The 22,562-nt window shown below is 73.6% G+C and carries 16 protein-coding genes; 12 read left to right on the top strand and 4 right to left on the bottom strand.

Annotated elements, in window-relative coordinates; translation table 11 throughout:
• Positions 1-10: 10 nt before the first annotated feature.
• From OHQ87_RS25270 to OHQ87_RS25240, 7 genes are all read left to right on the top strand, one after another.
• Positions 11-2,041 carry a GNAT family N-acetyltransferase gene (locus OHQ87_RS25270; protein WP_328341815.1) on the top strand — a complete coding sequence of 677 codons (2,031 nt, stop codon included), beginning with the start codon at positions 11-13 and terminating at the stop codon, positions 2,039-2,041.
• Positions 2,042-2,137: 96 nt separating this feature from the next.
• A complete protein-coding gene (locus OHQ87_RS25265) occupies positions 2,138-3,178 on the top strand; it encodes a hypothetical protein (RefSeq protein WP_328341813.1) in 1,041 nt (346 codons plus the stop codon).
• Positions 3,178-5,508, top strand: coding sequence for a beta-ketoacyl-[acyl-carrier-protein] synthase family protein (locus tag OHQ87_RS25260; protein ID WP_328341811.1), 2,331 nt, complete (start codon positions 3,178-3,180; stop codon positions 5,506-5,508). The genes OHQ87_RS25265 and OHQ87_RS25260 overlap by 1 nt, the downstream gene beginning before the upstream one ends.
• Complete coding sequence (locus OHQ87_RS25255) at positions 5,505-6,161, top strand: hypothetical protein (RefSeq protein ID WP_328341809.1); 657 nt, start codon at positions 5,505-5,507, stop codon at positions 6,159-6,161. The genes OHQ87_RS25260 and OHQ87_RS25255 overlap by 4 nt, the downstream gene beginning before the upstream one ends.
• The gene (locus OHQ87_RS25250; protein WP_328341807.1) at positions 6,158-7,309 is read left to right on the top strand and encodes a hypothetical protein; all 1,152 of its coding nucleotides are present in this window, start codon (positions 6,158-6,160) and stop codon (positions 7,307-7,309) included. The genes OHQ87_RS25255 and OHQ87_RS25250 overlap by 4 nt, the downstream gene beginning before the upstream one ends.
• A 155-nt stretch (positions 7,310-7,464) precedes the next feature.
• Positions 7,465-8,892: a DHA2 family efflux MFS transporter permease subunit gene (locus OHQ87_RS25245; protein WP_328341805.1), complete on the top strand. Its 1,428-nt coding sequence runs from the start codon at positions 7,465-7,467 to the stop codon at positions 8,890-8,892.
• A 50-nt stretch (positions 8,893-8,942) separates the two neighbouring features.
• Positions 8,943-11,441 carry a class III lanthionine synthetase LanKC N-terminal domain-containing protein gene (locus OHQ87_RS25240; protein WP_328341803.1) on the top strand — a complete coding sequence of 833 codons (2,499 nt, stop codon included), beginning with the start codon at positions 8,943-8,945 and terminating at the stop codon, positions 11,439-11,441.
• Positions 11,442-11,826: 385 nt separating this feature from the next.
• On the opposite strand, the gene OHQ87_RS25235 is transcribed toward OHQ87_RS25240, so the two are convergent.
• The 3 genes from OHQ87_RS25235 to OHQ87_RS25225 form a co-directional block, all read right to left on the bottom strand.
• A complete protein-coding gene (locus tag OHQ87_RS25235; RefSeq protein ID WP_328341801.1) occupies positions 11,827-12,435 on the bottom strand; it encodes a response regulator transcription factor in 609 nt (202 codons plus the stop codon).
• Positions 12,410-13,615 carry a sensor histidine kinase gene (locus OHQ87_RS25230; protein WP_328341799.1) on the bottom strand — a complete coding sequence of 402 codons (1,206 nt, stop codon included), beginning with the start codon at positions 13,613-13,615 and terminating at the stop codon, positions 12,410-12,412. The genes OHQ87_RS25235 and OHQ87_RS25230 overlap by 26 nt, the downstream gene beginning before the upstream one ends.
• Positions 13,616-13,938: 323 nt before the next feature.
• Complete coding sequence (locus OHQ87_RS25225; RefSeq protein WP_328341798.1) at positions 13,939-14,985, bottom strand: DUF4192 domain-containing protein; 1,047 nt, start codon at positions 14,983-14,985, stop codon at positions 13,939-13,941.
• A gap of 154 nt (positions 14,986-15,139) precedes the next feature.
• On the opposite strand from OHQ87_RS25225, the gene OHQ87_RS25220 reads away from it, so the two are divergent.
• The 5 genes from OHQ87_RS25220 (at position 15,140) to OHQ87_RS25200 (ending at position 21,896) form a co-directional block, all read left to right on the top strand.
• Complete coding sequence (locus OHQ87_RS25220) at positions 15,140-16,054, top strand: fructosamine kinase family protein (RefSeq protein ID WP_328341796.1); 915 nt, start codon at positions 15,140-15,142, stop codon at positions 16,052-16,054.
• The gene (moaA, locus tag OHQ87_RS25215; protein WP_328341794.1) at positions 16,051-17,064 is read left to right on the top strand and encodes a GTP 3',8-cyclase MoaA; all 1,014 of its coding nucleotides are present in this window, start codon (positions 16,051-16,053) and stop codon (positions 17,062-17,064) included. Before OHQ87_RS25220 ends, moaA begins: the two co-directional genes overlap by 4 nt.
• A gap of 1 nt (position 17,065) precedes the next feature.
• Complete coding sequence (locus OHQ87_RS25210) at positions 17,066-17,314, top strand: MoaD/ThiS family protein (RefSeq protein ID WP_328341792.1); 249 nt, start codon at positions 17,066-17,068, stop codon at positions 17,312-17,314.
• A gap of 12 nt (positions 17,315-17,326) precedes the next feature.
• Positions 17,327-18,574, top strand: a complete 1,248-nt coding sequence (locus OHQ87_RS25205) for a metallophosphoesterase (protein WP_328341790.1) — start codon at positions 17,327-17,329, stop codon at positions 18,572-18,574.
• 127 nt (positions 18,575-18,701) lie between these two features.
• Complete coding sequence (locus OHQ87_RS25200; protein WP_328341788.1) at positions 18,702-21,896, top strand: UvrD-helicase domain-containing protein; 3,195 nt, start codon at positions 18,702-18,704, stop codon at positions 21,894-21,896.
• 17 nt (positions 21,897-21,913) lie between these two features.
• On the opposite strand, the gene OHQ87_RS25195 is transcribed toward OHQ87_RS25200, so the two are convergent.
• Positions 21,914-22,561, bottom strand: a complete 648-nt coding sequence (locus OHQ87_RS25195; RefSeq protein ID WP_328341786.1) for an A24 family peptidase — start codon at positions 22,559-22,561, stop codon at positions 21,914-21,916.
• Between the last annotated feature and the right edge of the window lies 1 nt (position 22,562).

Here is a 22,562-nt window from a genome sequence, read left to right as displayed (position 1 = left end):
GAGGTGCAAGGTGTCCATCACGGTCCGCCCCTACCAGCCCGGCGACGCGCACGACATCGCGGAGCTCTACAGCCGGTATCCCGACAATCCGAACCCGGTGCCCGGAGGCATCAGCGCCGGCCACGTCGAGCGTGAACTCGCCGGGCGGCACACGGCGGCGTTCTTCGTCGCGGTCGACGACGAGGACGTGGTGGGCACCTTCGGCCTGTTCCGCAGCACCGGTCGCCGCTCGGCCCGGGACGGCGAGCTGATCGCCGACATGTTCTTCGTCGCCCCGGCGTACCGCAACGGCCTGCTCACCGGCCGGTTGTTCACCGAGGCGATCGAGTGGATGATCAGGTCGCGGTGCCTGGTGCTGCGGCTGACCGTCAACCCCGCCAACGCCGTCGCGTTCCGCCTGTACCGCCGGGTCGGCTGCGTCTCGGTGGGGCAGGCGATCCCCGGCGAGGACGGCAACGTCGAGCTCTACAACTACATCCCGCTGATCCTGCGCGGCGTACTGGACGACCTCGACCAGGCAGTGCTGGCCGAGTTGGGCAGCATCACCGCCTTCGGTGGGGTGACCGGCGCCCGCACCGACGACCTGCGCAACGACGTGGAGGTCGTCGGCGGGGTGCGGACGGTCACCTACCGGCTCGTGTTGGGCCCGTTCGAGGTGACCGCGGTGGTAGACGTGGACCGCGGCACCCTGCTCCGGGCCCGGATCGCCCACCCGGACGGTTCCGGGCGGGCGTTGCGGGTCACCCAGCCGCCGTACCACCTGGAGCCGCCGAAGCCGGCCCGTTCCCACCGGTTCGGCACCGGCCGGATCTTCGGGCTGGTCGACGGCTCGGACGGCACGGTACGGGTGTTCTGCGCCGGCCACGTCGGGCCGCTGCTGGTCTCCACCTGGCCGGGAGGCCGCCCCGACCGGGCCGCCGGGTGGCGGGAGAGCCAGCCCTGCGACCTGGAGATCACCCCCATCGACGACGGCGTACGCATCGTCGAGCGGATCGGCACCGGCGCCCTGACCAGCACGGTCACCCTCGTCGACGGCCGCCTCGACCAGCGGTTCCACTCCACCGGCCCGCTCGGCCGGGTGTTCCAGACGGTCGGCCTGCGGCGCGGCACCTTCACCGTCCACGACGCGGGCACCGGGGCCACCCGACGGCACCCGATCGGGCTCGGACTCGGGGTCCGGGACGCCTCGGAGCTGGTCGCCGCCGCCCAGCGACCGGCCGCCGGCAGCGAGCTGACCTGGGATTCGGCCCTCGTCAGGGTGCGCATCCGGGTCGACGAGCACACCGGAGTGGTCCACTCCTGCCTGCTGGAACGCGGCCTCGAACCGGGCCCGGACGGGGTGGCGCGGCTGCACGCCGACTTCGGTGCGCCGCCGTCGCCGCAGCCCGCCGGCACCCCCGCACCGGCGGTCGGGCCGTCCCGGCGGATCAGGGCGGACGCCCGGGCCGGCGGAATCGTCTCCTGGCTGGACGGCAGCACCAAGGTGCTGCGCAGCCCGTACCCCCGCAGGAGGCCCTTCGCCCACAACCCGCGCTGGTCGGCCGGCATGTGGGTGACCACCGAGCGGGACCGGTTCAGCCGGGACAGCGGGGTGGGCTGGGGCGTCGCGTCGGACACCGGCTGGGAGGAGAAGGAGCCGCTACGCCTGGTCGCCGTCGACCAGGGCCTGGACTGGCAGGTGATGGTCCCGGCGGACCCGGCCGGCGCGGTGCTTGTCGACGTCCGTGCCCCCGCCAGCGCCGAGGAGGTGGTGCTCTGGCTGACCCCGAACGTCGTGCCCCGGGGCCGGGTGACGGTGCCGGATCCGACAGGTGGCGTCTGGCAGCTCGACCCGGCCGACGTCTGGCAGATCTGGACCCGGGAGGTCACCGTTCCCCTTCCGGGTGGCCGCCGGCTGCACTGCCGGCCCGGCCCCGGAGCGGCCGACGACGTGGAGATCGTCGTCCGGTCCGCGCCGGGTGGCCTGCTCCTCGGCTGTGTCGCGCAGGCCGGCGGCATCGAGGAGACCCGCAACACCTGGCAGTTGACCGTGCACTCCTGACGATCCTGCCCCCTGACCCTCATCGCACCATCGCTGTCCCTCATCGCACCATCGCTGTCCCTCAGCACACCATCCCTCATCCGAAAGGCACTCGTCATGACCATGCTCGACATCGCCCAGCCGACCACCGCGGCCCGCGACTACCACACCGTTCGCAGCACCGTCGGCGTCTACCAGGTCACCACCCCGTTGGTCCGGATCACCGGCGACGACCGGCTGGCCCTGCTGGACTCGTTCCTCTCCAAGTCGAGCGACTTCGTCGAGCCGGAGACCGTGCGGGAGGTCCTGGCCCTGACCGCCGGAGGCGACCCGTTCGCGATCTTCCTGCACCTGGAGCTCAACGAGGAGAGCTGGCTGCTGGCCCGCAACCCGGTCGAGGTCGGCGCGCTGCGGGACTACCTGGCGGCGCTGGAGGTCCCCGACGAGGTGACCGTCGAGGTCGCGCCGGCGGGCTGGGGGGCCACCGCGTTCGAGGGCCCGCAGGCCTGGTCGGTGGCGGCGCAGTTCGTCGACTACGACATCTCCGGCCTGACCCTGCACGCGGTCACCGAGGTGCAGGTGCCGGAATCCGACGGCGCGGCGTTCCTGGCCCGGGTCGGCACCACCGGCGAGTACGGCTACCTGCTGGTCTCCGAGGCCCCGGAGACGGCCCAGGACGTGGTGCTCTCCTCGGCGTCCGGCATCGGCGGTGGCGCGGTCGGCGACGAGGGCCTGGCCCGGGTGCAGGCCGAGGCAGGGATGGCGGTCTACCACCGCGGTCTCGCCGGCCTGTCGGTCAACGACGCCGACCTGGCCTGGATGATCAGCTGGGACCGGATCGGCGACTTCCTCGGCTCGGCCGACCTGGAGCCGCCGACCGCCGGGTCGGCCAAGCTCACCGCCCTCGCCAGCCCGTCCGGCACGACCTTCGCCACCGGCACCGCGATCCTGGCCGGTGCGGTGCAGGTCGGCACGGTCTCCTGGCAGACCCCCTCGGCGAACCCGAACGAGGAGCTGGTCATGGGCGTGCTCGACGCCCCGTTCTGGGTGCCGGGCCTGCCGCTGCGGGCCGAGGCCACGGACGGCACCGTCGTGCCGCTGACCACTGTCACCCTGCCCCGGGTCTTCGCCGCCTCGTCGCACACCCGGATCGGCTGATGTCGGCCGCAGTGGTCGCCGTCACCGGGATCGGCCTGATCACCGGTGTCGGCGAGGAGGCCGACAAGAACTGGGCGGGGATCGTCGCCGGGGTCACCGGAATCCGGGAGAACACCCTCTTCGACACCAGCGAGCTGCTGACGAGCTGGGCCGGCCTGGTCACCAGCCCGCAGCGGGAGGACCTGGACCGCTGCTACAGCCTGGCGGCCACGGCGGTCCGCGAGGCGCTCCGGCACAGCGGGCTGGACCTGGACACCGTCGACCGGGACCGGATCGCCGTGGTGGTCGGGTCCAGCCTGGGCGCCATGCCCACGCTGGAGGGGGTGCACCGCAGGTTGGTCGAGACCGGCGAGCTGGACGCCGTCGGCGCCGCCGGCTCGCAACTGCCCTGCGTCGGCGACTTCGTCGCCACCGAGTTCGACCTGCGCGGCCCCCGGGTGGTGCTCTCCAACGCCTGCGCGGCCAGCGCGGTCGCCATCGGGTACGCCGCCGAGCTGCTCTGGCGCGGCGACGTCGACTACGTGGTGTGTGGCGGTGTGGACCCGCTCGCGACGCTCTCGGCGTACGGCTTCACCGCCCTGGGCGCGCTGGACCCGGAGCCGTGCTCCCCGCTCTCCGCCTCGACCGGGTTGACCCTCGGCGAGGGGGCCGGCTTCCTGGTGCTGGAGGCGGCGGACGCGGCCCGGGAGCGGGGCGCCCAGGTGCTCGCCGAGGTGGGCGGGTACGGCCTCTCCTGCGACGGGTACCACCAGACCGCCCCGGACCCGGGTGGCAAGGGCGCCGCCGCGTCGATGGCGCAGGCGCTCGGCACGGCCGGCCTGCGTGCCGAGGACGTCGACTACGTCAACCTGCACGGCACCGGCACCCCGGCCAACGACGTGTCCGAACCCAAGGCGCTGAAGCTGCTCTACGGCACCACACCGCTGCCGCCGGCCAGCTCGACCAAGTCGATGGTGGGCCACACCCTCGGTGCCGCCGGCGCGGTCGAGGGCATCGTCAGCACCCTGGCGATCAGCCGGGGCACGATGCCTCCGACGATCAACACCAGGGGTCTGCCGGCCCCGTCCGGCCTGGACATCATCCCGGACACCGGCCGCCCGGCCGCCCCGGCGGTGGTGCTGTCGAACTCGTTCGCGTTCGGCGGCAACAACGCCTCGGTCGTCTACACCCGCCCGGGTCACCCGCCGGTCGGCCCCCGGGGCACCGACCCGGTGCACGCGGTCGTGGTGACCGGGGTGGCCGGTCTGGCCGGTTCGGCAGGTGACACGGCCGCCCTGGTCCGGGCGTTCACCGACGGTGAGATCTGCTTCGGGGCCACCGAGGAGGTCCCCGGCCGGGGCCGGGTGCCGGTCGGCCGGGTGGACACCCGCTCGCTGGTGAAGAAGCTGAACCCGGCCAAGGCCCGGCGGATGGACCCGCTGAGCATCCTCTCGGCCTCCGTGGTCGGCGACCTGTACGCCCGGCACGGCAAGCCGTCGCGGGCGGAGGCCGAGTCCACGGGCATCGTGTTCGCCACCGGGTACGGCCCGGTCACCTCGGTCAGCCAGTTCCACCGGGGGGTGCTGGACAGCGGCATCACCGGCGCGAACCCGCTGATCTTCCCGAACACCGTGGTCAACGCCGCAGCCGGGCACGTCGCGATGCAGTACCGCTACCGGGGGTACACCGCCACGATCGCGAACGGCGGCACGAGCGCCGTGCTCGCCCTGCAGCTCGCGTCCCGGGTCATCGCGCGTGGCGCGGCGGAACGGATCGTGGTGGTCATCGCCGACGAGTTCCCCGAGCTCGCCGTCCGTACCCAGGCCAGCCTGCCCGGGTACACGGTGGACGGGCAGGTGCGGCCGGGTGGTCGTACCGGAATGGTGCTGAGCGAGGGCGCCGCCGCGATCGTGCTGGAGAGTGAGGCGGCGGCAGCGGCACGCGGCGCGCGGGCGCTGGCCCGGATCCGTGGGTTCGGCGCCTCCGGAGAGCCGGCCGGGATCGGTCGGATCGGCACCGGCGGCCACGCCTGGGCCCGAGCCATGCGGGTCGCCCTGGACGAGGCGGAGGTCGCGCCGGAGCAGGTGGGGACCGTGGTGTCGGCGGCGTCCGGCTTCGGGCTGGTGGACCGGGCCGAGTCCCGGGCGTTGCGCCTGGCCGGCCTGGCCGGACGGCCGACTGTCACGCCCAAGGCCGTGTTCGGCGAGTCCTACGGGAGCGCCGCCGCGCTCGGTCTGGTGGCCGTGCTCAGCGGTGTGCCGTCGGCGGGGACCGTGCTGCTGTCCAGCTTCGCCTACGGCGGCAGCTACGCCGCCGCGGTGCTGGACGTGCCCGACGGGCGGTCCCGGTGAGTGTCGCGACCCTGCCGGCACCGGTCACCCCGGTGCCCGCAGGGGCGGCGACCGGCACGGCCATCGACTGTCTGATCGTCCACCGCGGCAACACCCCCCGGGACGCGTTGGGCAACCGCATCTCCGACGCCGGCCGCTGGCTGGTCACCACCGCCGCCGCCGACCTGTACGGCACGGACCTCCGCGGCCGGCTGACCCGCGACGAGCACCACCGCTGGCAGGTGCCCGAGCACGGGATGCACCTCTCGGTGGCGCACTGCGGGCAGTACAGCGTGGTGGCCCTGACCACGGCCACCGAGGTCGGGGTGGACGTGCAGGACGAGCGGGACCGTCCGCTCGCCCTGGCCTGGCTGGGTGACCTGCTCGGTCACCCGGCCGGGCGGCCGGCCACGATCCGCGACTTCGTCGAGTGCGAGGCCCTGATCAAGGCCTCGCACCTGACCAAGGAGACCTTCGCCGGGGTCCGGCTGCCCGGGTGGCGGTACGGCTGGCGTCCCGCGCAGGTCGGCTACCAGCTACTCAGCACCGAGCTGGGCGTCGACATGCAGGTCGCGATCGCGGCCCGGGAAGCGGTTCCGGTGCGCTGGTGGTGGCAGCGGCGTGGGCAGGCCGGTCCGCGCCGGATCAACGACCCGGCAGAGGTGAGGGCATGACGACGACGATCGAGCGGACGTACGCCCGCAAGGTCTCCCAGATCGAACGCGGCTATCTGAACGCCGCGTCGCAGGGCACCCACCAACTGATCCAGACCGTGGTCGAGGGCGTCGGCGAGATCGACCCGGTCGCGGTGCGGGAGGCGATCCGGATCGCCACGGCGGCCAGTCCCGGTCTGGCGGTGGTCCGGCGGGGGCCGGTGTGGCGCGCCGGCGGGCCGCTGCCGGCCGTGGTGGTCCATCCGGCCGGCAGCGGGTTGCCGTCGGGCGCCCTCGGATCGGACATCGACGTGGTCCGTGGGCCGGTGTGCGAGGTGCACCTGGTGCCCGGGCCGGTGACCCGGCTGGTCGTCCGGGTCAGCCACGTCGTCACCGACGGCCGGGGCCTGCAGCAGTGGCTGGCCGACGTGTTCCGGGTGCTGCGCGGCGAGGAGCCGGTCGGCGCACCGGCGGTCGTCGACGACACGCACTTCCGGGCCGCCGCAGGCACCGTGCCACCGGCGCCCGCGCCGGCCAGGGTCGCCGGTTTCCCCGCGATCCTCGGTGCCGGGCCGTCCGGCCCCACGCCGCTGTGGGTACGCCGTACGGTGCCGGGCAGTCCGTCCGGGGTCACCGCGCGGGTGGCCGCCGCCATCTCCCGCCACCTGCGGGGCGACGCGGGCCGGCTGATCGTGCCGGTGGACCTGAGGCGGCACGACCGGACGGTGCGCTCCACCGCCAACCTCAGCGCCCAACTCCTGCTCGACCTGCGCCGGGGCGACGACTGGCGGCGGGTGCACCGGGAGTTGCTCGGTGCGATGCTGCGCAAGCGGGAGGTGGCCCGCCTCGCCGGCGACTTCCGCCGGAGCAATCCCTTCGCGAACACCCTGGCCGAGGCGCAGGAGCACACCGACGACCGGTTCCCGTGCACGGCGATCGTCTCGGACCACGGGCCGGTGCACCTGGAGCGGTACCACGCGCCAGGGTTCCGGCCGGTGCGGTTCTACACGTTGCCGATGCTCGTGCCGTACGCCGAGATGTTCGTCAGCTCCTGCCAGACCGGGGACGGGACCGAGCTGACCCTGTCCTGCCGGGACCGGATCGGCGCGCGGGAGGCCGCCGAGGCGATCCTCGACGACGCGGCCGGGCTGCTCACCGAAATCTCCTGACGTACGCGGTTCGTCCTTCGCTCTTCTGCCGACGTTTCCTCCTGCTCGCAGCCGTGGGTTTTATCTTCCTAAATCATGATGCAAGGAATGAAATGACCATTACCGCGCAATCGCCCGCCCTCCGCGAGCCGGAAACCGGGCCGGCCGACACTCCGGTGACGACCGAGCAACCGCCCGAGCCGACGACACCGTCGTCCGGCGCGATAGTCGCCATGGTGGTGTCCATCGCCGGTGCCTTCCTGGCCCTGCTCGACACCACCATCGTCAACGTCTCCCTGCACGACACCCAGGCCAGCTTCGGCGGGCTCGACCGGGTGCAGTGGGTGCTCACCGCGTACCTGCTGGCCCTGGCCGCGACCATGCCGGTGACCGCCTGGCTGGCCGACCGGTTCGGCCCGAAGCGGGTCTTCCTCGCCGCCGTCGGTCTGTTCCTGGTCGGCTCGGCCGCCTGTGCGGCAAGCCCCACGCTTATCTCGCTGATCGCCGCGCGCGGGGTGGCCGGTGCTGCCGCCGGCGTGCTCACCCCGATCTCCACCGTGCTGCTCACCCGCGGGGTGCCGCGCGAGCAACTGGCCAAGGTGCAGATGCTCAACGGCAGCGTGATGCTGATCGGCCCGCTGCTCGGCCCGAGCGTCGGCGGTCTGCTGGTGCAGGCCTGGGGCTGGCCCGCGGTCTACGCGATCAACATCCCGATCTGCCTGGCCATCCTGATCGTCACCGCCCGCCGGGTCGCCCCGGACGACCTCGCCGCAGACCGCCCGCGCCGCAGACTCGACGTGCTCGGCCTGCTGCTCGGGGCCACCGGCACCGTCAGCGCGGTAATGGCGATCCACGGGTTCGCCGACGGCGGCAGCTGGTCGTCGCGGGTGGTGTGGCTGCCCGCCGGAATCGCGGTGGCCGGCCTGGGCCTGTTCGTGCTGCGCCAGCTCCGCACCCCGAGCCCGCTGCTCGACCTGCGCCTGTTCCGCCACGGCGTGTACGCGACGGCCGCCCTGAACATCTTCTTCCTCGGCTTCGTGCTCTACGGCCCGATGGTGATCATTCCGCTGTACTTCCAGGCGGCGCGCGGTGAGACGGCGGTCGTCACCGGCCTGCTGCTGTCCACCTCCGGCATCGGTGTGGTCGTCGCCGGTTTCCTCTGCCGCAAGCTGCTCAGGCGGCTCGGTGGCGGGCGGACCATGCTGATCGGCATCTCGCTGACCCTGTTGGCCACCCTGCCGCTGATCAGGCTCACCGCCGACACGTCCTACCTGCTGCTCTGCGCCAGCCTCGCGGTCCGGGGCGTCGGCACCGGCCTGACCGTCGTCCCGGCGATGACGCGGGCCTACGAGTCGATCCCGGCACGGTCGATCGCGGACGCCTCTCCGCAGCTCAACCTGCTGCAACGGCTCGGCGGTACGGCCGCCGCCGCCCTGGTGACCGTGGTGCTGCAACGGCAGGCGGTCCAGCAACACGGCCTGGTGCCGGCGGCCTTCGCGCACGCCTGCGTCTGGTTGCTGGCCACCTCGGCGGTCACCATGCTGCCGGCGGTGGGCCTGCTGGTCGCCGAACGGCGCGAAACCAGGCGGAACGTGGCCGGGTGACGGCTGTCCGGCCGACCCGGCGGTGATCAGCTCCACATTAGAGTCCGGACATGTTCGATCATCGATACCAGCAGTTGACGTTCCGGCCCGGGCCGTACCTCGACGCGCCCTGGTCACCCGGCTCCCCGCTGCTCGACGAGGAGACCCTGCCGGCGACGCGGACGGCCGGTAGCGGATGGCTGCGGATCGAGCACGGCCCCTGGCTGCACCTCATGCCCGGCCCGGTGGAGGCGGCCGACGGCTGGAAGGTCCACGTCGCCGCCCTCCCCTGGGACGCCGCCGCCGTCGCCGGAGTCTGCTGGGAGATCTGCCGCGAGCTGGGCGTCCCGGTCAAGCTCCTGCGCAGCCGTGGCCTGGTGCTGGCGAGCCAGCAGAAATATGCGGACCCGGCGGCCAGCGGCAAGGTGGTCACCTGTTACCCGAGCCCCCAGCGGCTGCGCAAGCTGTGCGAGGCGCTGGCCGGGGCGTTGCGTGGGCGCGCCGCGCCGCGGATCATCGGCGAGTTGCAGGTGCCGGACTCGCCGGTGTTCCTGCGCCACGGCGCGTTCCACGAGCAGTGGACCACCGGTGCCGACGGACGCCTGGTGCCTGCGGTCGGCGGAGACCGGCCCGACGTGCGAGGGCGGCGGGACAACGGACCGACCCCGGACGAGCCGTCGTACGTGACCGAGCTGCGGGCCGCCTCCGGCACCGCCCCGAGCGCGGCCGTCCTCGACTTCACCGACATCAGAGTGGTGCACCGGTCCAACGCCGGCGGCGTCTACCAGGCGCTCCGCAGGGACGGCCGGACGGTGCTGCTCAAGGAGGCCCGGCACCACGCCGGCCTGGACGCGGGCGGCTCGACGGCGGCGGTCCGGCTGCGGCACGAGTGGGACGCGCTGCGGCGTACCTCCGGCAGTGGGGTGACCCCGGAGCCCGTCGACCACCTGACCGTCGGCGACAGCGACTTCCTGGTGCTGGAGTGGATCGAGGGGGTGTCGCTGGCCGCCGCGGTGTCCCGGCGGCACCCGGTGGTCCACGGTGACCGCACCCCCGGCCGCGTCGACGGATACCTCGCCTGGGTGGACCGGGTGGTCACCCGGTCCCGGGCCGCGCTCACCGCACTTCACAGCCGGGGGGTGGTGCACCGCGACGTGCAGCCGGCCAACCTGATCGACACCGGCGACCGGGTGGTCGTGATCGACCTGGAGTCGTGCGCGATCGACGGCGTGGCGGTCGCCAGGGGAGTGGCCACCCCGGGCTTCAGCACCGGCAGCGAACGCCTGACCCCGGGCGACCCGGCAGCCGACCTGGTCGGCCTGCGCCGCGTGCACAGCATGCTGATCAACCCGATGACCCCGGTGCTGGAGCACCGCCCCGACCTGGAGAGCCACCTCAGCCAGGTGGGGCACGCCGACCTGGGCCGGGGGGAGGCACCCGCGCCGACCGGGGTGCCGGGGGAGGACCAGCTCGTCGCGGGCATCCGGGCGGTGGCCACGCCGGAGCGCGCCGACCGGCTCTTCCCCGGCGACGTCGAGCAGTTCTCCGGGCCCCGGGGTGGCCTGGGTCTGCTGTACGGCGCGGCCGGCGTGCTGCTCGCGCTCTCCCGCCGCGGTCACCGGCCCGACCCGGAGTGGACCGCCTGGTTGGTACGCCGGGCGCTGGCCGACGGGCCGTTCCCGCGCGGGCTGGCGACCGGGGCGGACGGCGTGGCCTGGACACTGGCCCGGCTCGGCGCGACCGGGGCCGCCACAGAACTGGTGGACCGGGTCCTGCTCGGCACCGCCGCCACCGCAGCCGCCCCGGTGCCCTGGTGGCACCACGGCGGCGCGGGCCGGGCGCTGGCCCTCGCCGGCCTGGGGCGACTGTTGAACCGTGACGACCTGATCCGGCAGGCGGCTGCCGAGACCGGGCGGGTGGTCGACGTGGTGCGTGCCGGGGACACCCCGGCCGGATACCGGCCGGGCCTGAGCCACGGCTGGAGCGGGCTGGGTCTGGCCCTGCTCGCGCTGCGGGACGCGGGGGTGCCCGGCGACCCGGGCGGGGCCGCACAGATCGCGCTGGACCGGGAGCTGACCGCGGCCACCCACCGCGGTGGGCAGCTGTTGACCCGGGAAGGATCGACGCTGCTGCCGTACCTGGGTCGGGGAAGTGCCGCTGCGGGCCTGCTGGCCATGCGGTTGCGCGTCGAACCGGGGTCGGACGGGCTCCGGCTGTCCCACCTTGAGCAGGTGGTCGAAGGCGTACGCGCGACCTGCGCGCAGCCGGTGGCGGTCTTCGCCGGCCTGCTGACCGGGCGCGGCGGCCTGCTCGCCGTCCTGGACGCGCTGAGCGCCGGAGACCACCCGATGCTCGCCGAGCACCGAAGCCGGCTGGCCTGGCACACGGTCCCCCGGCGATCCCCGGGAGGGGAGCCCTGGCTCGGTGTGCTCGGCGACCACAACCTGCGTTGCGCAGCCGACCTGGCCACCGGTGCCGCCGGCATGCTGGTCGCGGTGGCTCCCCGCCCCGGCGCGCTGCTGCTGGACCTGCTCGGTCTCGCCCCGGGGTGCCTAGCAGAACGCCGCTGACCGCGCAGCCCCGTTCCGTGGGTCGATGTCATCGATTTCGGGTCCGGGTGTCATCGACCCAGCCGTGGTCTGTCATCGGAAAATCGCAGCGATCTGTCACCCCGAGTTCCTGACAACGCCTACTACGGCAGCGCCCGGTGCTGCGAAATGCTGTTCTCGCCACGCACCACACAATGCGCCACCGAGCGACGGGGGAATCGATATGACGCTGGCCGAACTGCACGAGCTTTCGATCGCCGAGATTGACGGGGACACGCTGGCACTGACAACGAGCTTCGTCTCGGTCTGGTCGGCCTGCCTCTGACCGACAACATCCGGGAAAGGGGCTTTTGGGGGATTCCCGAAGGCCCCTTTCACTGTGGCATCGGCCGCCTTTACCGTGGTGTCAGATCCAACCGCTCTGCCGGGCCGTGTTCACCGCCTCGATGCGGCCACCCGCCTGCAGCTTGTTCATCGCGCTCGACAGGTAGTTGCGGACCGTCCCGGTGGAGAGGAACATCCTGCTGGCGATCTCCCCGGTCCCGTGGCCCGCGTGCACCAGCCGCAGGATGTCCTGCTCCCGAGCGGTGAGCGGGTTCGGCCCGGCCCGGAGCGCATCGGCGGCCAACTCCGGGTCGATCACCGTCCGGCCCTGGTGGATCGTCTCGATCGCCTCGATCAGCCGGGTGCCGGTGGTCGATTTGAGGAGGTAGCCGTTGGCGCCGGCGGCCAGCGCGCTGTGCAGGTGCCCGCTGCCGGGCAGCGCGGTCAACAGCAGCACCTTGCAGTCCTCGCCGTTGGCGCGCAGCTCGGCGGTCGCCTCGATGCCGGTCATCCCGGGCATCTCGACGTCCACCACGGCCACGTCCGGCCGGTAGGTGCGTACCGCGCCGAGCAGGTCCGCCCCGGTACGCACCCGGCCCACCACGTCGAAGGTCGGCTTCGTGCTCAGCAGGGCCTCGAACGCCTCGGCCACCAGCTCGATGTCCTCAGCGATCAGGATGCGCAGGTTCACGGTTTCCTCCCAGTTCCCCGCTGTCGTGCGGCAGTCGCGCGAGGACCCGGAAACGCTCACCCTCGACCGGCCCCGCCTCCAACGACCCGCCCGCCGCCACCGCACGCCTGCACAGATCGGCAAGCCCGGTGCCGGGAGAGGCCGGCTGGCCGGTCGGCAGCGCCGTGGTCCGCGCGGCACCGTCGTTGACCACCTCGACCGTCAGCAGCCCGTCCCGGTCCCGGATGGTGATCTCGCAGACCTGCGGGCTGGCGTGCCGGAGCATGTTGGTGATCGACTCGCGGACCACCTGGGCGGCCAGGAAGGAGAGCGGGCCGGGGGCGACCTCGTCCGCGGTCACCTCGTAGCTGATGCCGAGCCGGGCACAGAGCGCGCCGCCGGTGCTGAGTTCGTCCGGCAGGTCGACGATCACCGCGCCGGAGGTGAGCCGGCGCAGGCTGGCCTGACCACGGGTGATCGTCTCGTGCACCTGCTCCAACTGCTCCCGGGCCTTCGCCGGATTCACGTCGAGCAGGGCCAGGGCGGCCTGGTTGCGCAGGGACGCGGCGACCAGGGTGCGGCCGAGGATGTCGTGCAGATCCCGGGAGATCCGGTGGCGTTCCGTGTCGACGTGCGTGCGGGCCAGGTGTTCCCGGCTGTAGTGCGCCTCGGTCAGGGCCACCGCCAGGCGGGTCAGCGTGAACAGGACCACCGCCGTGAGCAGGGTGGTGAGCGGGATGCCGATCCGGCCGGCCAGGGTGGCGTCGCTCAACTCCACCTCACCGATGCTGGTCAGCCAGACGGCCAGACCGGTGAGCAGCGACCAGCGCACCGGCACGGCCAGCGCGGCTGCGGCCACGGCCACGCCGACCAGCGGCCAGGTGTCGCTGAGCTCCTCGTTGACCAGGCCGAGAACGACGACGACCACGGCGGTGAGCGTGGTGCGACGGCTCCACCCGCGGCGTAGCACGTGACGTTGCACGACGAGGAAGCCGAGGGCGACGACCACGCTCATCAACGTGCCGAGCACCCGTACGGTCGGCGTCAGGGTGGCGTCGACCTGGGTGGTCAGCGACCCGAAGGCGAGCAGGCAGAGGAAGGCGAGCACCAGCCAGGAGGCGACCCGCACCGGTTGCATGAACCGGGGCGGTCCGTCGGTGCTCTCGGGGAGTGCCTCCGTCGCGCTGCCGCGCCGATCCACCGTCACACCCCCTATTCAGCCACCCTCAGCGCGCAGACTATCCCAGCAGTCATCTTGACGGGCCGCACCATACTCCCCGTCGACAATAGGGGCATAGAAGAGAGATGTCTCCTTTGTAGATCGTTGTCGGGTCGGTTCCCCACCCGGCCGTGCCGGCGAATGTGACAGAAGGTGCGCGGGTATGCCGCACATGTCACGTCGTCAATACCGACCGTGTCGGCGCCTATTTGTAAGCGACCGGAGCTGCCATTCCGAAACGGACAGCTGACGGCGGCCGGTCAGCCGATCGACTTCAACCTGTCCCGGCCCGCCCACTCGGCCGGTCAGCGATGGCGGCGGGGTCGGCGACGGCGACGGCGGAGCACTCCCGGTTCGGTCACGGCGGGCCAGCCGTCCAGGTCGGACGGTGGCACACCGCGCCGGAGCAGGTCGTCCAGGAGCAGCGCGAGGGTGTAGTCGGGGCGGAGGGTCAGCGCCCGTTCCAGCGCCACCGCGGCGAGCGCGCCCTGGCCGGCCCGCCAGGCGGCGAAGGCGAGCAGGCAGGCCGGGGCCGGGACCAGCTCCTCCTCGGCACGGCGCAGCACCTCACCCCACAGCGCGATGTCCTCCTCCCGCCCGTCGGTGCGTTCCCACGCGTGGTCGCGTACCGGCAGGTGGGTCAGGAGCAGGGTCAGCCAGGCCACCTCGTCGTCGGTGAGCCGCTCGCCGCGTCGGTGTCGACGCTGGGCCTGGCGTACCGCCGCCACGCCGGCCCGCCGGATCGCCCGCTCGCCGAACTGGTCGGTGGCGGGCGCGGCCTCCAGCAGCTGGAGCAGGCGTCGTTCGGCCCGGTCGCCGGCCCGGCGCAGCGCGACCCGGTCGACGCCCTCGGCGGGGGCGGCCTGGGCGGTGAGCGCCGCCCGGTCGGGGAGCGCCACCTGACCGGCGTAGACGGCGGCGGCGGCGACCTGACTGGCATCCGGGTCGTACGGGGTGCCGTCGGGTGGGCAGCAGTCCGGCGCTTCGCACAGGTACGACCAGTATCGGCGGCCGGTGACCCGCAGCGCGTCGAGCACGGGCAGTCCGAGTTCGGCCAGCGCCGACCGGACGGCGTCCAGCGCAGGGGTGACCCGTTCGGGTGGACCGAACCCGATGAGGGTGGCCGAATCGGCGTCCTGCCGGGCGAGGACGTCACCGAGGTGGCGCGCCGGCAGCAGCGGGTCGGTGCCGGGCCCTGGCAGGTCGGCGCGGGCGGCGAAGACGATCCGCCGGCCGTGCATCGCCACCACGACGATGCTGTCGGTGGGATGGAAGCCGAGCAGGTACGGCACGGCGGTGATCAGGTCGGCGGGAGAGCGGACGGTGAGCCGGGGGCGGTCGGTCGCGTTCATGTCCGGCAGCCTGCGGCGAGTGGGAACGCCCCCGACAGGCCCTGTGGACGACACCCGGGTTATCCACAGATACGCAGGGTAGTTCTGCAGGTCACCCGCGTTTCAGCAGGCGACGCGGCCCACCCGCGTCGGTCCGAGCGGCTACCTTGCGCTGATGGACCTGGCGTACCTGCGGGCGCACCCGGAGCACCTGCCCACCTTCCTGACCCACCAACGCATCCGGGAGACCCCGGTGGCCGGCGGGGACAGCTGTGCGGCCTCCCGGTTGACCCTTGACGACGGCCACTCGGTCTTCGCCAAGACCTGGCCGGAACGGGCCGGGCGACTTGTGCCGGAGGGCTTCTTCGCCACCGAGGCCGCCGGGCTGCGCTGGCTGCGGGAGGCCGGCGCGGTGGCCGTACCGGAGGTGGTGGTGGCGTTGCCGGAGCTGTTGGCGCTCGACTGGGTCGAGCCGGGCGAGCCGACGCCTCAGACGGCCGAGCGGTTCGGTCGGGAGTTGGCCGCCACCCACCGGGCCGGCGCTGCCGGGTTCGGGGCGGCCTGGCCGGGGTTCATCGGCACCCTCACGCAGGACAACACGCCCGACGACGGGCCGTGGCCGGACTGGTTCGCCCGGCGGCGACTCCTGCCGTACCTGCGGATGTCGGTCGACGGCGGTGCGCTCGACGGCCCGGACGCCGCGCTGGTCGAGCAGGTGGTGGCGCGGGTCGGCGAGTTCGGCGGTGACGAGCCGCCGGCCCGGCTGCACGGCGACCTCTGGCCGGGCAACCTGCTCTGGGGCGCGGACGACCGGGTCTGGCTGGTGGACCCGGCGGCACACGGCGGTCACCGGGAGACGGACCTGGCCCAACTGGCGCTCTTCGGTGGCCCACCGCACCACGATCGGATCATGACCGGCTACCGGGAGGTGTGGCCACTGGCCGACGGTTGGCGGGACCGGGTGCCGCTACACCAACTGCATCTACTGCTCGTGCACACCGCCCTGTTCGGCGGGGCGTACCGCGACGCGGTAGTCGATGCGACCCACGCGGCGCTGCGGGGCGTCGGCCGCGCTACGGTCGACGGGTGACCGCCGCCCCGACGACCGCCGGCGTCCTCGCCGACCGGTACGGCCGGATCGCCCGGGACCTGCGCGTGTCGCTCACCGACAAGTGCAACCTGCGCTGCACCTACTGCATGCCGGCGGAAGGGCTGCCCTGGCTGGCCGGGCCGCAGTTGCTCACCGACCAGGAGATCGTCCGGCTGGTCGGGGTCGCGGTGCAGCGGCTCGGGGTGACCGAGGTGCGGTTCACCGGCGGCGAGCCGCTGATCCGGCCGGGGCTGGTCGGCATCGTCGCCGCCGTGGCCGCGCTCACCCCCCGGCCCCGGATCTCGGTGACCACAAACGGCCTCGGGCTGGACCGGCTCGCCCCGGCGCTGCGCGACGCCGGGCTGGACCGGGTGAACGTGTCGCTGGACACCCTGGACCCGGCCCGGTTCGCCGCGTTGACCCGGCGGGACCGGCTGGCCGACGTGCTCGCCGGCCTGGCCGGGGCCGCCGCCGCCGGGCTCACCCCGGTGAAGATCAACTCGGTGCTGATCCGCGGGGTGAACGACGACGAGGCGCCCGCGCTGCTGCGGTTCGCCCTCGACCACGGCTACGAGCTGCGGTTCATCGAGCAGATGCCGCTGGACGCCCAGCACGGCTGGGACCGGGCCACCATGGTCACCGCCGACGAGATCCTGACCTCGCTGGCCGCCGGGTTCGCCCTCACCGCCGACCCGGCCGAGCGGGGCGCCGCCCCGGCCGAGACCTGGCTGGTCGGCGGCGGGCCGGCCCGGGTCGGGGTGATCGGCTCGGTCACCCGGCCGTTCTGCGGCGACTGCGACCGGACCAGGCTCACCGCCGACGGTCAGCTCCGCAACTGCCTGTTCGCCACCGAGGAGTCCGACCTGCGCGGCGCGCTGCGGGCCGGCGCGGACGACACCGAACTGGCCCGGCGCTGGCAGGCCGCCACGGTGGTCAAGCGGGCCGGGCACGGCATCGACGATCCGACCTTCCTGCAGCCTGTCCGCCCCATGTCGGCGATCGGAGGCTGAGGTGGACGCCCTCACCGTCCGGTACTTCGCCGGGGCGCGGGCCGCCGCCGGCCGCAGCGAGGAGACCGCATCCGCCGGCCGGCCCCTCGACGAACTGCTCGGTGAACTCGCGCACCGGCACGGCCCCCGGCTGGCCGCCGTGCTCCAGGTGGCGAGTTTCCTGGTCGACGGGGTGGCCTGCCATGATCGTCAGACACCGTTGCCGGCCGGGGCCACGATCGACGTGCTGCCTCCCTTCGCGGGCGGCTGAGGAAGGGCTGCCGTGTTGGCGATTCTGGGGTTCGTGGGCACGCTCGCGCTGGTCGTCGGCCTGATCCACTTCTACCTGTGGAAGCGGCTGATCAAGGACACCATCGGGCCGGGCCGGCTGCGGCGGGTCGGCACGGTCGTCGCGGCGGTGCTGGCGCTGCTCGTCCCGGCCACCATGGCCGGCACCCAGATCGCCGGGGCGTTCTGGCTGGCCTGGCCCGGTTACCTCTGGCTCGCGGTGATGTTCTACCTGCTGATCGTGCTGCTGGTGCTGGAGGTGCCGATGGCGGTCGCCCGGCTGGCGCTGCGCCGCCGCAGCGCCGCCGCCGAGGCGACCACCGCCGCCCCGGAACCGGCGCTTGTCGGTGCGGCCGGCAGCGCCGACCCGCCGGCCGCCGAGGCGGTGGACCGCCCCGACCACGACGAATCCCGTCGGTTGCTGCTCGCGAGGGGGGCAGCGATCTTCGCCGGCCTCACCGCCGCCGGCATCACCGGGTACGGCGTCCGCACCGCCCTGGGCCCGCCACAGCTCGACCGGGTACGCATTCCGCTGGCCAAGCTCCCCCGCAGCATGGACGGCCTGCGCATCGCCACCGTCTCCGACATCCACCTCGGTCCGCTGCGCGGCCGGGCGCACACCGAGCGGATCGTCGAGATGATCAACCGGTTGGACGCCGACCTGGTCGCGGTCGTCGGTGACCTGGTCGACGGCTCGGTCGCCGAGTTGGGCGAGGCCGCCGAACCGCTGCGTGACCTGCGCTCCCGCTACGGCAGCTTCTTCGTCACCGGCAACCACGAGTACTACTCCGGCGTGGAGGAGTGGGTCCGCGAGGTCGACCGGCTCGGCCTGCGGGTGCTCCAGAACGAACGGCAGGAGATCCGGGCCCGGGGCGGGGTCCTCGACCTGGCCGGGATCAACGACGTCACCGCCGACGGCACCGGCCTGGCGGGCCCTGCCGACTTCACCGCCGCGCTCGGCGGGCGGGACGTCAGCCGCCCGGTGGTGCTGCTCGCCCACCAGCCGGTCGCCGCGCACGAGGCGGCGAAGTTCGGCGTCGACCTGCAACTGTCCGGGCACACCCACGGCGGCCAGTTGGCCCCGTTCAACCTGGCCGTCAAGCTCCAGCAGCCGGTGGTCTCGGGCCTCGGCGAGGTCGACGGCACCAAGGTCTACGTCACCAACGGGGCCGGTTTCTGGGGGCCACCGGTCCGGGTCGGCGCACCGCCACAGGTGACCCTGGTCGAGCTGCGCGCCCCGTGACCTGGCCGGGTGGGCGGAGAGGGCCGCACATAGCGTGCCCGGCCGGCGGAGTCCAGCACCGGATTGCTCTTCTCACGCGTACGCGTGGCGGCGGGCGGGTAGTGGACCGGCCGTGACAGGATGCGGCGTGCCTCCGTTCAACGCCGCTCCCCCTGGTGGCGTCCCGCCGTTCGTCGCGGACCTGCACATCCACTCGAAGTACTCCCGCGCGTGCAGCCGCGATCTCACCCTGCCCAACCTCGGTTGGTGGGCCCGACGCAAGGGCATCGGCGTGCTCGGCACCGGGGACTTCACCCATCCCGCCTGGTACGACCACCTGCGCGAGACGTTGCAACCGGCCGAGCCCGGCCTGTACCGGCTCGGCCCGGAGGCCGAGGCGGACATCGCCCGGCGACTGCCGCCCCGGCTGGCCGACGCGGCGGAGGCGGACCCGGTCCGGTTCATGCTCAGCGTGGAGATCTCCACCATCTACAAGCGGGACGACCGGACCCGCAAGGTGCACCACCTGATCTACCTGCCCGACCTGGACGCGGTGGCCCGGTTCAACACCGCGCTGGGCCGGATCGGCAACCTCGGCTCGGACGGTCGGCCGATCCTCGGCCTGGACTCCCGGGACCTGCTGGAGATCACCCTCGACGCCAGCCCGGACGGCTACCTGGTGCCGGCCCACATCTGGACACCGTGGTTCTCCGCGCTCGGCTCGAAGTCCGGCTTCGACGCGATCGCCGACTGCTACGCCGACCTGGCCGAACACGTCTTCGCGGTGGAGACCGGGCTCTCCTCCGACCCGGCGATGAACTGGCGGGTCGGCAGCCTGGACCGTTACCGGCTGGTCTCCAACTCCGACGCGCACTCCCCGCCGGCGCTGGCCCGGGAGGCAACCGTCTTCTCGTCGGCCCGGGACTACTTCGCCATCCGGGACGCGCTGCGCACCGGCGACGGGCTGGCCGGGACCATCGAGTTCTTCCCCGAGGAGGGCAAGTACCACGCCGACGGGCACCGGCTCTGCGGCGTCAACTGGTCGCCGGAGCAGACCCGGGCGGCCGGCGGGCGCTGCCCGGAGTGCGGCAAGCCGCTGACCGTGGGGGTGCTCAGCCGGGTCGAGGAGCTGGCCGACCGGCCCGAGGGGCACCGCCCGGAACACGCCCGCGAGGTGACCCACCTGGTGCCGCTGGCCGAGATCCTCGGTGAGATCAACAAGGTCGGTGCCCGGTCCAAGCGGGTCGAGGGGAAGCTCAACGAGCTGGTCGCGGCGCTCGGCCCGGAGCTGGAGATCCTCACCCGCACCCCGGTCGACGAGATCGGCCGGGTCGGCGGGGAGTTGCTCGCCGAGGGCATCGGCCGGTTGCGCCGGGGCGACGTGCGCCGGGTCCCCGGCTACGACGGCGAGTACGGCGTGATCACCCTCTTCGACCCCGCCGAGCTGGGCGGGTCGGGTGGCTCGGGGCAGGAGACGCTCTTCGACGTACCGGTGCCGGCGCAGCGCAGGCCGATGGAGCCGGCGGCGAAACCGAAGGCCAGACGACCGGCGGCGGCCAAGGCCGAACCGAAGCCGAAGCCCGTGCCGGCCCCGCCGCCGCCACCGATCGCCTCGACTCCCTCGCCGCACGAGCCGTTCGAGCCGATGCTCGCCGGGATGGAGGAGGTCGGCACCGGCCTGCTGGACCGGTTGGACGCGATGCAGCGGGTGGCCGCCTCAGCTCCGGGCGGCCCACTGCTTATCGTGGCCGGTCCGGGCACCGGCAAGACCCGGACGCTGACCCACCGGATCGCCTACCTCTGCGCGGAGCTGAACGTCTTCCCCGAGCAGTGCCTGGCGATCACCTTCACCCGCCGGGCCGCCGAGGAGCTGCGACACCGGCTCGACGCGCTGCTCGGCCCGGTCGCCGAGGACGTCACCGTCGGCACCTTCCACTCGCTGGGGCTGAGCATCCTGCGGGAGAACGCCGGCGCGGCCGGGCTACCCGAGGGCTTCCGGATCGCCGACGACACCGAGCGGGCCACGGCGCGGGCGGAGGCCGGCGACGATCCGGCCCGCTACACCGCGCTGCTGCGCAAGCAGGACCTGGTCGACCTGGACGAGCTGCTGACCCTGCCGGTCGCGCTGCTCAAGGGCGACAAGAAGCTGGTCCGGGAGTACCGGGAACGTTGGCGGTGGATCTTCGTCGACGAGTACCAGGACGTCGACCCGGTGCAGTACGACCTGCTGCGGCTGCTCAGCCCCGCCGACGGCAACCTCTGCGCGATCGGCGACCCGGACCAGGCGATCTACTCGTTCCGGGGCGCGGACGTCGGCTACTTCCTGCGCTTCTCCGAGGACTTCACCGACGCCCGGCTGGTCCGGCTCAACCGCAACTACCGCTCGTCCGCGCCGATCCTGGCCGCCGCCGTCCAGGCCATCGCGCCGTCGTCGCTGGTCCGGGGCCGCCGGCTCGACCCGGCCCGGCTCGACCCGGAGGCCCCGCTGGTCGGCCGCTACCCGGCGGCTTCCGTCGCCGACGAGGCCGACTTCGTGGTACGCACCGTCGACGACCTGGTCGGCGGCCTCTCCCACCGGTCGCTGGACTCCGGCCGCATCGACGGTCGGGCCACCAGCCTGTCCTTCTCCGACATCGCGGTGCTCTACCGCACCGACGCGCAGGCCGCCCCGATCGTGGACGCCCTGGCCAGGGCCAACATCCCGGTGCAGAAGCGGTCCCACGACCGGCTCCGGGACCGGCCCGGTGTGCTCGCGATCGCCCGCGAACTGCGGCACGCCGACGGTCTCACCGGTGGGCTACCCGACCGGGTCCGGGCCGTCGGCCAGGTGCTCGCCGAGCGGTTCGCCGCCCCCACCCTGGACGCCGCCGGCACGGTACGCCCCGAAGACGTCCGCACGGCGGTCGACCTGCTCACCCCGCTGGCCCGACGCTGCGGCGACGACCTGGAACTCTTCCTCTCCCAACTCGCCACCGGGGCCGAGGTGGACGCGTTGGACCCGCGCGCCGAGGCGGTCACCCTGCTCACCCTGCACGCGGCGAAGGGACTGGAGTTCCCGGTGGTCTTCCTGGTCGGCGTCGAGGACGGCCTGCTGCCGCTGCGCTGGCCCGGCTCGACGCCGGACGACGACGCGATCGCCGAGGAGCGCCGGCTCTTCTTCGTCGGACTCACCCGCGCCCAGGACCGCCTCTACGTCAGCCACGCCGCCCGCCGGGTGCGGCACGGCTCGGAACGCGACTGTCGACCGTCGCCGTTCCTGGACGTCGTCGACCCGGGACTGTTCGAACGGTTCGGCGAGGCAGAGCCGCGCCGCCCCAAGGATCGCCAACTCCGCCTGATCTGACGGTCGGGCTGGCCCGATCAGGCGAGCAGGGTGGCCAGCCAGGCGCCGGTGAGCAGGGCGGGGCCGAAGGGCAGGGCGGTGTCCCGGCGTACCCGCCCGGCGGTCAGCAGCGCCAGCACCAGCACCCCGTTGAGCAGGTGCGGCAGGAACAGGCCGAGCCAGAGGGTGGGCCAGCCCAGCCAGCCCAGCGGCAGGCCGAGCGCCGCCGCCAGCTTCACGTCGCCGAAGCCGAGCCGGGACCGGGGCAGCAGCGCCAGCACCACGTACAGGAGGAAGGAGAGCGCGGACCCGGCCAGCGCGAGGGGCAGGCGGCCCGGAGTGCCGGCGGCGACGGCCGCACCGGTCAGGGCGGTGCCGCCGCCGAGGGCCGCCGCGCCGACCAGCGGGTCGGGCAGCCGCAGGCTGGTCAGGTCCACCACCACCAGCACCAGCCCCACGGCCGCCACCAGGAGCAACGCCGGTAACGCCGGATCCGGCCCCCGCGCGGCGGCCAACCCGCCGAAGACCACCGCCCCCACCACCGCGACCCCGACCGGCCCGGCGGAGAGCGGTGCACCGGTGGCAGGTGGGGTGGTAGGCGGGAAGGCGCGGGCGACCCGGGGCGCGGCGAGGCCGACCAGGGCACCGAGCACCGCCGCCGCGGTCACCAGACCGACGGGCGTCACG

This window comes from Micromonospora sp. NBC_00421 (assembly GCF_036017915.1).
Lineage (GTDB): Bacteria > Actinomycetota > Actinomycetes > Mycobacteriales > Micromonosporaceae > Micromonospora.
Note: the sequence above shows the minus strand (reverse complement) of the source record. Positions and strands in the feature narration are given on the sequence as shown.